Genomic DNA, 12,075 nt, shown 5'->3' with positions numbered 1-12,075 from the left:
CCATGCGCCAACCCGATATCGAGATTTACCTGAAAGACGCCGACGTCGACTACAAGGCCATTGCGGCCTGGCTCGGCACTGCTTTGGGCCCGTGCACCGACTGGGTTCAGAAAGGGCAAACCTACAAGTGCAAGGCCGGCAATGTACCGGTTACCTGGCTGCCCAAGGCCGTGGGCAAATGGAACAGCCTGTTCCTGGACAGCGACCAGACCCCATGGGAAGACGACATCGCCTGCGCCCGCGCAGCCTTTGCCGCATTGAACGTCGAAGTGCGTTGCGCGCCGGGTACGTGGGTCGAGGAAGAAGGTGAAGAAACAGCGGATCGCTGGATGCGCATCAGCGCGGACGGTGAAGAAGAAATCACCTGGAAAACCGCGTAAGACAGACGCGAGTCAAATGTGGGAGCGAGCCTGCTCGCGAATGCGGTGTGTCATTCAACTTAGATGTTGACTGATAAACCGCATTCGCGAGCAGGCTCGCTCCCACATTGGTTTTGGGTGATCTGAAGATCGGGTTTAAAAGCCTACAACGTCTTCAGCCTGCAGCCCTTTCTCGCCCGTCACCACGGCATATTCAACCGGCTGACCTTCAGCCAGCGAACGGTGCCCTTCGCCGCGAATCGCGCGGTAGTGCACGAACACGTCCATGCCATCCTCGCGTTGAATAAAGCCGTAGCCCTTGGCGTCGTTGAACCACTTCACGTTGCCGGTTTCACGTGTTGCCATCTGTTCATACTCCTTTTTTATTATTGATCGGGCTTTTCGCAGGAAAGCCTCGGGAACATTGCTTGCACTGATAAATGCCACTATTTAGCCAGTGTCGGCTCGCCGAGTATATGTCAGGCGCTAAAACTCTCAAACGGAGTTTACTTAAGTGCTTTTTTGCCGATTTTCCATGAATCCGGCACACTGTGAGCCCCCCGAGCAACTGCTCGGTTTTATTTCACTCACGCAGAAGCCGTATGACCCGCTCCCCGTTCCGCCGTCTTGTGTTTGGCACCTTGCGCCGACTGTTGTATCTCTGGGTTCGCTCGGAGACGATCAACCAGTCGTCGTTCACCCTTGACCTCGACCGCAGTCGCCCGGTGTTCTACGTCCTGCAAAACCCCTCGCTGACCGACCTCGCCGTGGTCGATACCGAATGCCGCAAGGCTGGCCTGCCCCGCCCGGTGTTGCCGGTATCGGTGGGTACGTTGGTGGAACCTGCCGCATTCTTTTATCTGACTCCAGACCCCGACTGGCTCGGTCGCCAGGACAAACGCGGCGCGCCGCCAGCCCTGACCCGTCTGGTCAGTGCCCTGAGCCAGAACGCCGCCGAAGATGCGCAGATCATTCCGGTCAGCGTGTTCTGGGGTCAGTCACCGGACAGCGAATCGAGCCCGTGGAAACTGCTCTTCGCTGACAGCTGGGCCGTCACCGGACGTCTACGCCGCTTGCTGAGCATCATTGTGCTGGGGCGCAAGACCCGCGTGCAGTTCTCCGCGCCGATCCATCTGCGTGAGCTGATCGATCAAAACAAGGGACACGAGCGCACCGTGCGCATGGCCCAGCGGATCCTGCGGGTGCACTTTCGCAACCTCAAAGCCGCCGTCATCGGTCCGGACATTTCCCACCGCCGTAATCTGGTCAAAGGCTTGCTCAATCAACCACTGGTCAAGCAAGCGATCCTCGACGAAGCCGAGCGCGAGAATATTTCCCCGGAAAAAGCCAAGGCCCAGGCCCTGCGCTACGGCAACGAGATCGCCTCGGACTACACCTACACCGCGATCCGCTTCATGGAAGTGGTGCTGAGCTGGTTCTGGAACAAGATCTACGACGGCATCAAGGTCAACAACATCGAAGGCGTGCAAAAGGTCGCCCCGGGTTACGAAGTGATCTACGTACCCTGCCACCGCAGCCACATCGACTACCTGCTGCTGTCCTATTTGCTATTTCGCAATGGCCTGACCCCGCCGCACATCGCCGCCGGGATCAACCTCAACATGCCAGGGATCGGCGGCCTGCTGCGTCGCGGCGGTGCGTTCTTCATGCGCCGTACCTTCAAGGGCAACCCGCTGTACACCTCGGTGTTCAACGAGTACCTGCACACCCTCTTCACCAAAGGCTTCCCGGTCGAGTACTTCGTCGAAGGCGGCCGTTCGCGCACCGGTCGCATGCTGCAACCGAAAACCGGGATGCTGGCGATTACCCTGCGCAGCTTCCTGCGTTCGTCGCGCATGCCCATCGTGTTCGTGCCGGTTTATATCGGTTACGAACGCGTGCTCGAAGGCCGGACTTACCTCGGCGAACTGCGTGGCGCGACCAAAAAGAAAGAATCGATCTTCGATATTTTCAAAGTCATCGGCGCGCTCAAACAGCGCTTCGGCCAGGTGGCGGTAAACTTCGGCGAACCGATCAAACTGGCGGAATTCCTTGACAGCGAGCAGCCGGACTGGCGCCAACAGGCCCTCGGCCCGCAATTCAAACCGGCCTGGCTCAACGAAACGACTAACCGTCTCGGCGAGAAAGTCGCGCAACATCTGAACGAAGCGGCAGCGATCAACCCGGTCAACCTGGTGGCCTTGGCGTTGCTCTCCACCAGCCGTCTGGCGCTGGATGATCGCGCCATGGCACGGGTGCTCGATTTGTATCTGGCGCTGTTGCGCAAGGTGCCTTACTCGCCGCACACCACGTTGCCGGAGGGTGACGGTCGCGCGCTGATCGAGCACGTGAAGGACATGGATTTGCTGTCCGAGCAGAGCGATGCCCTGGGCAAGATCTTGTATCTGGACGAGCAAAACGCCGTCTTGATGACCTACTACCGCAACAACGTGCTGCACATCTTTGCGTTGCCGGCGCTGCTGGCGAGTTTCTTCCAGAGCGCCTCGCGCATGAGCCGCGAACAGATCCTGCGCTACACCCGCGCGCTGTATCCGTACCTGCAATCGGAACTGTTCATTCGCTGGTCCATGGATGAGCTGGACGCCGTGATTGACCAATGGCTGGAAGCGTTTGTCGAACAAGGCCTGCTGCGGTTCGAAAACAATGTCTACCTGCGCCCGGCGCCAAGTTCGCGGCATTTCGTGTTGCTGACCTTGTTGTCGAAGAGCATCGCCCAGACCTTGCAGCGCTTCTACATGACCGTCTCTTTGCTGCTCAACAGCGGCCAGAACAGCATCAGCGCCGAAGAACTCGAAGACCTGTGCACGGTCATGGCCCAGCGCCTGTCGATCCTGCATGGCCTGAACGCCCCGGAGTTCTTCGACAAGAGCCTGTTCCGTCACTTCATCCAGACCATGTTGGACCTCGACGTACTCAAGCGCGATGAAGCCGGCAAGTTGAGCTATCGCGAATTGCTCGGCGAACTGGCCGAAGGTGCGGCCAAACGGGTGTTGCCGGCAGAGATTCGCTTGTCGATCCGTCAGGTGGCATTGCATCGCAGTGAAGATGCGGCGGATCAACTCGTGCCTGCGCCACAGGCCGACTGACCCTTATCGACGTCGACACTGTCACCTAATCTCCTCTTTCCGAACAAGGAAGCTGCCATGCTCCGCCCTACCCTTCGCTTTTCCGGCCTCTGCGCAGGCTTGATGATCTCCGCCAGTGCGCTGGCACTGACGCTCAACGACCTGTCGCAAACAGATGCCACTGGCGGCCTCAAGGATGCCCTGACCCAAGGCACACAACTGGCGGTCAAACAACTTGGCACACCGGGTGGTTTCAGCAACAACCCGGACGTGAAAATCGGTTTGCCAGGCAAACTCGGCAAGGTCGCCAGCAAAATGAAGCAGTTCGGCATGGGCGATCAGGTCGACGAACTGGAAACCAGCATGAACAAAGCGGCTGAAATCGCCGTGACCCAAGCCCAGCCAATCCTCGTGGACGCAGTGAAGAAGATGAGCGTGGACGATGCCAAAGGCATCTTGAGCGGCGGCAACGACTCGGCCACTCAATACTTGAACAAAACCAGCCGCGAGCAGATCCGCGCGAAGTTCCTGCCGATTGTGAAACAAGCCACCGACCAGGTAGGCCTGGCCAAACAATACAACACCTTCGCGGGTCAGGCGGCGACCATGGGTGTGCTGGATGCCAAGAACGCCAACGTCGAAAACTACGTCACCGAGCAGGCCCTGAACGGATTGTTCGAGATGATAGGCAAACAGGAAGAGACCATCCGCCAGAACCCTGCGGCGGCAGCGACCAGTCTGGCGAAGAAAGTGTTTGGGACGTTGTAGCTTTTAGCGACCACCACACGACAGAAAGCCCGCTGACCTTTACAGGTTCAGCGGGCTTTTTCATTTAAACGGCTTCCATGATGGATAAGGCAACGGGTGCGGCCTGGGCCAGTCTGTTCCGATAGACCTCGGTAAAGCCACTGACAGCCCGCAGAATCACCGAACACTGGAAATCGATGAAGTAAGTCAGGTCCAGTTCATCGGCCTCGGTATTCAAATACGAGCGCCCGTATTTCACCGGCGCGTTGCGCAGCAAAACACTGATCGCAATATAGCGAAACGCCGAATAGTCATTTTTGAACATGAACCAGTAAAACAGCGCCCGAGCGACACGACCATTGCCATCGCGAAAAGGATGCTCGTAACCCAAGGCAAAATGCAGGGCGATCCCTTTGACCAGTGGATGGAGGTAGTCCCCACGGTTGATATCGTTGTGGGACTGATTGATCCACTTCGATAGCAGCTGCAATCGTGACACCAGTCCTGCTGCGGGCGGTGGTGTATGCACGGTGTTGCCCTCGCCGTCCTGCACCACCACATCATCGTTGCCACGCAATTCCCCGGGCGAATACTGCACATCATCAATGCCCTCGACACCCACGCGGTGCATCGCGGTAATGAGCTCCACGCTAAGCGGTTCATAACGCCTTTCCCAGGCAAAGTTCATCATTTGGTAGTTACCAATGACCATTCGCTCATCGGGTGTACGCGGCAGGCGATGACGCTTGAGCATGTCCTTGGCCACTCGTGTGGTGGTTGCGGCGCCTTCGAGCTGGCTGCTGCTGATGGCCTCGTCTTCGATCAGGTCATTGAGCAGATAGCTGAAATGTGCGCGCTCACCGATCTGGCTGGTCATGTATTCCAGCGCGGCGGTGGTGGCTTGCCGATCGACCGCCGAAATGGCTTTCTGCGCCAGCGGCGTCAGCATGAAGTTGCCCCACTGGACCGGATCACCCAAGGGGAGCAGGCAGGAGTACTGAGCTGTCCGGGCCTTTTTGACCAAGGCCCAGCACAACCTGGAATCCAGCCCCGGCGCCCAGCGATAACGCAATTCATCAAATGGAAGGTAACGCCCCTGATCATCCAGAGGCTTCAGCAGAGCCAGGTAGTCCGGGAGGCGTTCCTTGTGGGGTGATTTCATCAACAGGTCGAAGACCGGATCGGCCCTCCCCGTTAAAGCTGGTGACTTCTTCATGACTGCTGTCTCAAAAACTCGTGAAACTGAGGCTTGAGTACAGCATTCAGATTCCCCTGACTCAATATCAGAGGGATCTGAAATACATGTAGGAAGTCAGACCGGCTCTTTCTCGACCCTGAACCACGCCGCATACAGCGCCGGCAAGAACAGCAATGTCAGCGCCGTCGCCACAATCAGCCCGCCCATGATCGCCACCGCCATCGGCCCGAAGAACACGCTGCGTGACAACGGAATCATGGCCAGTACGGCCGCGAGCGCGGTCAATACGATTGGCCGGAAGCGGCGCACGGTTGCCTCGATAATCGCCTGCCAGGGCTTGAGGCCGGCGGCGATGTCCTGCTCGATCTGGTCCACCAGGATTACCGAGTTGCGCATGATCATCCCGGACAGCGCGATGGTCCCGAGCATGGCGACAAAACCGAATGGCTGACGGAACACGATCAGGAACAACGTGACGCCAATCAGCCCCAGCGGCGCGGTCAGGAACACCATCACTGTGCGAGAGAAACTGCGCAGTTGTAGCATCAATAGAGTAAGCACCACCACGATGAACAGCGGCACGCCGGCCTTCACCGAGTTCTGCCCGCGGGCGGAATCTTCGACCGTGCCGCCGACGTCCAGCAAGTAACCGTCCGGCAATTCGGCGCGAACCGGATCGAGCGTCGGCATGATCTGTTTCACCAGCGTTGCCGGTTGTTCCTTGCCATAAATGTCGGCGCGGATGGTCACGTTCGGCAGGCGATTACGGTGCCAGATGATGCCTTCTTCAAAGCCGTATTCCAGCGTCGCAATCTGCGACAGCGCAACGCTGCGGCCGTTGTCGGTCGGCACGGCGAGGCTTGGCAGCAACGACAGTTCGGTGCGTTCGTGCAAGGTGCCGCGCAGCAGGATTTCGATCAACTCGTTGTCTTCACGGTACTGGCTGACGCTGGAACCGGTCAGTGAGCTTTGCAGGAACTTCGACAGGTTCGCCGTGCTCACGCCAAGTGCTCGGGCGCGGTCCTGATCGACGTTCAGGTACACCACTTTGCTGGGCTCTTCCCAATCCAGGTGCACGTTGACCACGTGCGGATTCTCGCGCACCTTGGCCGCCACTTTACGGGCCAGTGCGCGGACTTCGTCGATGTGCTCTCCGGTCACCCGGAACTGCACCGGATAGCCCACCGGCGGCCCGTTTTCCAGGCGTGTGACCCGCCCACGCAAGGCCGGGAATTGTTCGTTGAGGGTTTCGATCAGCCAGGTGCGCAGGGTTTCTCGATCTTCGATGCTCTTGGCCAGAACCACCACCTGCGCGAAGCTCGCTGCCGGCAATTGCTGATCGAGCGGCAGGTAAAAGCGCGGTGAGCCGGTGCCGACATAGGCCACGTAATTGTCGATACCGGCGCGATCCTTCAGCAAGGCTTCCAGGCGTTTGACTTCATCGGCGGTGTTGCTCAGGGAGGCGCCTTCGGCCAGTTTCAAATCGATCATCAACTCCAGCCGGCCCGACGCAGGGAAGAATTGCTGCGGCACGAAACGGAACAGCGCCACCGAGGCAATAAACATCAGGATCGTCAGCACAATCACCGTTTTGCGTCGCCGCACGCACCACTCCACCAGACGCCTGACACGTTGATAGAACGGTGTGCCATATGGGTCGGGCTGACCCGTGCCATGTTTGGCGGCATGAATCTTCGCCAGATCCGGCAGGAGTTTCTCCCCCAGATACGGCACAAAAACCACCGCCGCCACCCACGAGGCCAGCAACGCGATGGTCACCACCTGGAAGATCGAGCGAGTGTATTCGCCGGTGCTCGATTGCGCGGTGGCAATCGGCAGAAACCCGGCGGCCGTGATCAGTGTACCGGTGAGCATAGGGAACGCCGTGCTGGTCCAGGCGTAGCTCGCTGCCTTCACGCGGTCGAAACCCTGCTCCATTTTGATCGCCATCATTTCCACGGCGATGATCGCGTCGTCCACCAGCAAGCCCAGCGCCAATACCAGCGCACCAAGGGAAATCTTGTGCAGGCCGATCCCCAGGTAATACATGCTGGCAAAGGTCATGGCCAAGACCAGCGGAATCGCCAGCGCCACCACCATGCCGGTGCGTACGCCGAGTGAGAAGAAGCTCACCAGCAACACAATTGCCAAGGCTTCCACCAGCACCTGTATGAACTCGCCGACCCCGGTTTTCACTGCGGCTGGCTGGTCCGAAACCTTGCGCAGTTGCATGCCGGCCGGGAGGTTGTTCTGGATACGGTCGAACTCGATTTCCAGTGCCTTGCCCAGGACCAGAATGTCGCCGCCGTCCTTCATCGCCACGGCCAGACCGATGGCGTTTTCGGCCATGAAGCGCATGCGCGGCGCGGGCGGATCGTTGAAGCCACGTCGAACGTCAGCCACATCGGAAATGCGGAAGGTGCGATCACCGACGCGGATCGGGAAGTTCTCGATCTCATCGACGGTCTGAAAATTCCCCGAAACCCGTAGCTGCAATCGCTCACTGGTGGTTTCGAAAAACCCGGCCGTCGACACCGCGTTCTGTTCTTCAAGCGCTTGCTGCACGGCGGCCAACGGCAAGCCAAGGGTGGCGAGCTTGACGTTGGACAACTCGATCCAGATCTTCTCGTCCTGTAACCCGAGCAGGTCGACCTTGCCCACATCCTTGACCCGTTGCAGCTGGATCTGGATGCGGTCGGCGTAATCCTTCAACACCGCGTAATCAAAACCGTCGCCGGTCAGGGCATAGATGTTGCCGAACGTGGTGCCGAATTCATCGTTGAAAAACGGCCCCTGAATCCCCGGTGGCAAGGTGTGACGGATGTCGTTGACCTTCTTGCGGACCTGATACCAGAGCTCGGGAATGTCCACCGAGTGCATGGCATCGCGCGCGATAAACGTCACCTGAGACTCACCCGGACGCGAGAACGAGACGATGCGCTCGTACTCGCCGGTTTCCATCAACTTCTTCTCGATGCGCTCGGTGACCTGACGCGACACTTCCTGAGCCGTGGCGCCCGGCCAGTTGGTACGAATCACCATTGCCTTGAAGGTAAACGGCGGGTCTTCGCTTTGACCGAGTTTGGTGTAGGAAAGTGCGCCGACTACGGCCAGCAGGAGCATCAGGAACAGTACGATCTGACGATTACGCAACGCCCATTCGGAAAGATTGAAACCCATCGGGAATTACTCCTTGTCCGCCAGATTGACCACGCGGTTGGAGCGATCCACCGGGCGCACTTGCTGCCCGTCATGCAGCACATGAACACCGGCGGCCACGACCCAGTCGCTGGCGTTCAGGCCTTCGAGCACGGGCACGGTTTTCTCGCCGAAGGCGCCGACGCGGACCGGGGCTTTTTTCAAGGTGTTGTTGGCACCGAGCACCCAAACGTAGGTCGCACCGTTTTCTGCCGTGACGGCCGATAAAGGCACCGACAGCGCGATGGCTTCTGCGGTCTGGATGAACACCCGGGCACTTTGGCCAAGTTCCGCCGGGACTTTGCCGGCGGTGAACGCGATGCGAGCAGCGAAGGTGCGCGATTTTGGATCGGCGGCGGGCGACAGTTCGCGGATGCGTCCGGCAAAGCGCTGATCCGGTTGGGTCCAGAGTTCTACCGACACCGGCTGACCGATCTTGAAGCGGCCAAAGCTTTGTTCCGGCAGGCTGATCAACACTTCACGTTCACCATCAGTAGCTATGGTGAACACAGTTTGCCCGGCCGCCACCACTTGCCCGACTTCCACGGCCCGCTTGGCCACCACGCCATCCTGAGGCGCGCGCAGCACCGCATAACTCGCCTGATTGGTCGAGACATTGAATTCGGCTTTGATTTGCTTGAGGCGTGCCTCACCGGAGCGGTAAAGGTTTTCGGTGTTGTCGTACTGCGAACGGCTGACCATCTGCCGGTCCATCAGCGTCTTGTAGCGATCCCGCTCGGCGCGGACCAGGCTCAGATTGGCCTCGGCGGCGGCGACCTGGGCGCGGGCGGCGTCCAGTTGCAGGCGTACGTCTTGTGGATCGAGTTCGGCCAGAGGTTGGTCGGCCTTGACGCGTTGTCCTTCCTCGACCAGTCGTCGGCTGACTTTGCCGCCAATGCGAAACGCCAGATCTGGCTCATAACGCGCCCGCACTTCACCGGGATAGCTCTCCATCGCCTGCCCCGAAGGCTCTGGCTGCACCACCATGGCCGGGCGAATGGTGACTTGAGGCGCCTCTTCGTGACCACACGCAGACAGAAAAAAAGCCAGGGAAACTGGCAACGCGAGGGGCAAGGCATAGCGGAACATGGTGAAGGACCTTTCGCTAATGGTGCTTGGAATAATTATACTGACGAGTATGTTATTAATAGCAAACTCACCAGTCCAGTAATAAAAACGAATATGTCGAACAATCTTTCAGCACCCATTGGTCCAGGCAGACCCAAGGATTTGGCCAAGCGCCAGGCGATTCTCGATGCGGCGAAAACTCTGTTTCTGAGTAAGGGGTATGCCAATACCAGCATGGATGCCGTCGCAGCGGAGGCCGGGGTCTCAAAGCTGACGGTCTACAGCCACTTCAACGACAAGGAGACGCTGTTCTCCGCCGCCGTGGTGGCCAAATGTGAGGAGCAACTGCCGCCGCTGTTTTTCGAATTACCGGAAGGCATTGCCGTAGAAACGGTGCTGCTGAACATCGCGCGCGGGTTTCATCAACTGATCAACAGTGACGAATCGGTGAACCTGCACCGATTGATGATGACCCTGGGCAGCCAGGACCCGAAACTCTCATTGATCTTCTTCGAAGCCGGGCCGCAACGCATGCTGCATGGCATGGAGCGGTTGCTGGCCAAGATTGATCAAAGCGGTGTGCTGAGCATCGATAAACCGCGCAATGCGGCCGAGCATTTCTTTTGCCTGCTCAAGGGCGCGGGGAATTTTCGCTTGTTGTATGGCTGCGGCGAGCCGGTGACCGGGGATGCGGCCGAGGAGCACGTGCGGGAAGTGGTGGAGTTGTTTATGCGGGCTTATCGACCACAGACAGCCTGACAGGATCGTTCCCACGTCGAGGCGTCGAACCGTCCGCGTGGGAATGCCTCAACGGACGCTCCGCGTTCGGCTTTGAAGGGACGCGGAGCGTCCCGGGCTGCATTCCCACGCAGAGCGTGGGAACGATCAGCACGATCAGCGTCGAGTCAGGGCTTGAGTGCTTTCTTGGGGTAAATGTCATACCGGCTGGATTTGCCATCCAGTGCATGACTCGGCTTGGGCCCCGCAATACACGGTGCCTTGCGCGGGCGCTTGACCACTACCCGGTGGCTGGCCAACGCCAACGCGGCTTCGAGCAATGCTGGCGCATCCGGGTCATCCCCCACCAACGGCCGGAACAGGCGCATTTCCTTCTTCACCAGCGCGGTTTTCTCGCGATGGGGAAACATCGGGTCGAGGTAGATCACCTGCGGCGGCTCGCCTTCCCAATTGCGCATCACCTCGATTGAGTTGCCCTTGAGTAATTTCATCCGCGCCACGATAGGCGCCACGTCGAAATCTTCCGCGCCGCGCGCCAGGCCATCCTCGAGCAAGGCACCAATCAGCGGCTGACGCTCGATCAGGCTCATCTCGCAGCCCAGGCTCGCCAGCACGAACGCATCCTTGCCTAGCCCCGCCGTGGCATCCAGAACACGCGGACGCACGCCCTGCGCGATGCCAACGGCCTTGGCGATCATCTGACCCGTACCGCCTCCGAACAACCGCCGATGCGCCGCTCCACCTTCAACGAAGTCCACCCGCACCGGCCCCGGCGCATCCGCCCCGAGCTGTTGCAGCTGCAACCCCTGCTCGCCGATCTGCAAGGCAAACTCGCCGTCATCCACCTGCAACGGCAAGCCCAGGCGCTCGGCCCATTGCTCGGCTTGTGGCTGAAAGGTCGTGCCCAGGGCCTCGACATGGATGCGGCAAACCGCCGGTTGATCAATCATCGGAAAACACGCTCAAAAAATTAATGATCGGCAAAAACGGCCGATAACAAAACTAACGGGCATTTTGCCAGAGCTGAGCGTCGACCGAGAGAAATGTCAGACTTTCAACCCACAATCACAGGTTTTATCTCGCCCTACGGCGATTACAACCTGCGAAACACCCAGGCGCTAGGCGGTGTCAGTCACCTGTGGCAAGATTTTTTTGCCCGGGCGCTGGCCGATCAGCCGGGTGATGGGGTGCCGGAGTCGCTCAAGTTTCCACCGGTTGATCTGGAAAGCCCGGTCGAACCCACGGTTGGCAGCGAGTTGTTGGCGCACATCGTCTCCCAGCGCGAATGCAACGTGACCGAAACCGTGGTTCGCCCTCCCGAGCCGCTGTTTTTGCCGATTGCCGAGTTCGAAATGGACCTGGCCGACAAACAGGCCCCACCGTTCCCGGCGGAAGAAATCGTCGCTCAGCAAAAACAACAGGACTTCGAAAGCGGCTGGGTCCGCCCGATCGTGCTCACTGCCGGTCAACCCGTGCCAGCAGCCGGCCCGGCGTCGCAACCGCGTCCGTTGCACCTGCCGATCGCCGAATTCGAAATGGATCTGCTGGACAAACCCTTCCCGCCGTTCCCTGCCCAAGAGCTGGTGGAACAACAGAAACAACTCGACTTCGATAACGGCTGGGCGCGCCCGATCGTTCTGCAAAACCTGCGCATCGCCGCCTGACCTTCAATAACAGGTCC

At 59.2% G+C, this 12,075-nt stretch carries 10 protein-coding genes; 5 read left to right on the top strand and 5 right to left on the bottom strand.

From position 1 onward, the window contains the following. Positions 1–2 precede the first annotated feature (2 nt). Entirely contained in the window at positions 3–380 is a 378-nt protein-coding gene (locus J2Y56_RS07140) for a hypothetical protein (protein WP_007947690.1), read from the top strand. 135 nt (positions 381–515) lie between these two features. Here the strand turns inward: J2Y56_RS07140 and J2Y56_RS07130 are convergent, their stop codons facing one another. Further along, positions 516–725, bottom strand: a complete 210-nt coding sequence (locus J2Y56_RS07130) for a cold-shock protein (RefSeq protein ID WP_310349478.1) — start codon at positions 723–725, stop codon at positions 516–518. Positions 726–961: 236 nt separating this feature from the next. Between J2Y56_RS07130 and plsB the strand changes: the two genes are divergently transcribed. Together plsB and J2Y56_RS07120 are read left to right on the top strand one after the other, a co-directional pair. Continuing rightward, positions 962–3,466: a glycerol-3-phosphate 1-O-acyltransferase PlsB gene (plsB, locus tag J2Y56_RS07125; RefSeq protein WP_007948330.1), complete on the top strand. Its 2,505-nt coding sequence runs from the start codon at positions 962–964 to the stop codon at positions 3,464–3,466. A 57-nt stretch (positions 3,467–3,523) separates the two neighbouring features. Then, a complete protein-coding gene (locus J2Y56_RS07120; RefSeq protein WP_310349476.1) occupies positions 3,524–4,213 on the top strand; it encodes a DUF4197 domain-containing protein in 690 nt (229 codons plus the stop codon). A 64-nt stretch (positions 4,214–4,277) separates the two neighbouring features. Here J2Y56_RS07120 and J2Y56_RS07115 read toward each other — a convergent pair whose 3' ends face one another. The 3 genes from J2Y56_RS07115 to J2Y56_RS07105 form a co-directional block, all read right to left on the bottom strand. Continuing rightward, positions 4,278–5,408, bottom strand: a complete 1,131-nt coding sequence (locus tag J2Y56_RS07115) for a Fic family protein (RefSeq protein WP_310349475.1) — start codon at positions 5,406–5,408, stop codon at positions 4,278–4,280. 96 nt (positions 5,409–5,504) lie between these two features. Continuing rightward, entirely contained in the window at positions 5,505–8,570 is a 3,066-nt protein-coding gene (locus tag J2Y56_RS07110; protein WP_310349474.1) for an efflux RND transporter permease subunit, read from the bottom strand. A 6-nt stretch (positions 8,571–8,576) separates the two neighbouring features. Beyond that, complete coding sequence (locus J2Y56_RS07105) at positions 8,577–9,677, bottom strand: efflux RND transporter periplasmic adaptor subunit (protein ID WP_310349472.1); 1,101 nt, start codon at positions 9,675–9,677, stop codon at positions 8,577–8,579. Between the two features lie 93 nt (positions 9,678–9,770). On the opposite strand from J2Y56_RS07105, the gene J2Y56_RS07100 reads away from it, so the two are divergent. Further along, positions 9,771–10,415: a TetR/AcrR family transcriptional regulator gene (locus J2Y56_RS07100; protein ID WP_310349470.1), complete on the top strand. Its 645-nt coding sequence runs from the start codon at positions 9,771–9,773 to the stop codon at positions 10,413–10,415. Between the two features lie 146 nt (positions 10,416–10,561). Here the strand turns inward: J2Y56_RS07100 and J2Y56_RS07095 are convergent, their stop codons facing one another. Further along, positions 10,562–11,344 carry a class I SAM-dependent methyltransferase gene (locus J2Y56_RS07095; RefSeq protein ID WP_310349468.1) on the bottom strand — a complete coding sequence of 261 codons (783 nt, stop codon included), beginning with the start codon at positions 11,342–11,344 and terminating at the stop codon, positions 10,562–10,564. A 93-nt stretch (positions 11,345–11,437) separates the two neighbouring features. Between J2Y56_RS07095 and J2Y56_RS07090 the strand changes: the two genes are divergently transcribed. Further along, positions 11,438–12,058 carry an energy transducer TonB gene (locus tag J2Y56_RS07090; RefSeq protein WP_310349467.1) on the top strand — a complete coding sequence of 207 codons (621 nt, stop codon included), beginning with the start codon at positions 11,438–11,440 and terminating at the stop codon, positions 12,056–12,058. Positions 12,059–12,075: the final 17 nt, after the last annotated feature.

It is taken from the genome of Pseudomonas sp. BE134 (assembly GCF_031456105.1).
In the GTDB taxonomy this organism is placed as follows: Bacteria; Pseudomonadota; Gammaproteobacteria; order Pseudomonadales; family Pseudomonadaceae; genus Aquipseudomonas.
The sequence above is the reverse complement of the archived record's forward strand: the minus strand, read 5'-3'. Positions and strand labels throughout refer to the sequence as shown.

Bases quoted from the DNA above. Each gene is read 5' to 3' on its own strand.
- J2Y56_RS07115 (WP_310349475.1), bottom strand. From the start codon at position 5,408: ATGAAGAAGTCACCAGCTTTAACGGGGAGGGCCGATCCGGTCTTCGAC.
- J2Y56_RS07105 (WP_310349472.1), bottom strand. From the start codon at position 9,677: ATGTTCCGCTATGCCTTGCCCCTCGCGTTGCCAGTTTCCCTGGCTTTT.
- J2Y56_RS07120 (WP_310349476.1), top strand. From the start codon at position 3,524: ATGCTCCGCCCTACCCTTCGCTTTTCCGGCCTCTGCGCAGGCTTGATG.
- J2Y56_RS07140 (WP_007947690.1), top strand. From the start codon at position 3: ATGCGCCAACCCGATATCGAGATTTACCTGAAAGACGCCGACGTCGAC.
- J2Y56_RS07100 (WP_310349470.1), top strand. From the start codon at position 9,771: ATGTCGAACAATCTTTCAGCACCCATTGGTCCAGGCAGACCCAAGGAT.
- J2Y56_RS07090 (WP_310349467.1), top strand. From the start codon at position 11,438: ATGTCAGACTTTCAACCCACAATCACAGGTTTTATCTCGCCCTACGGC.
- J2Y56_RS07130 (WP_310349478.1), bottom strand. From the start codon at position 725: ATGGCAACACGTGAAACCGGCAACGTGAAGTGGTTCAACGACGCCAAG.
- J2Y56_RS07110 (WP_310349474.1), bottom strand. From the start codon at position 8,570: ATGGGTTTCAATCTTTCCGAATGGGCGTTGCGTAATCGTCAGATCGTA.
- J2Y56_RS07095 (WP_310349468.1), bottom strand. From the start codon at position 11,344: ATGATTGATCAACCGGCGGTTTGCCGCATCCATGTCGAGGCCCTGGGC.
- plsB (WP_007948330.1), top strand. From the start codon at position 962: ATGACCCGCTCCCCGTTCCGCCGTCTTGTGTTTGGCACCTTGCGCCGA.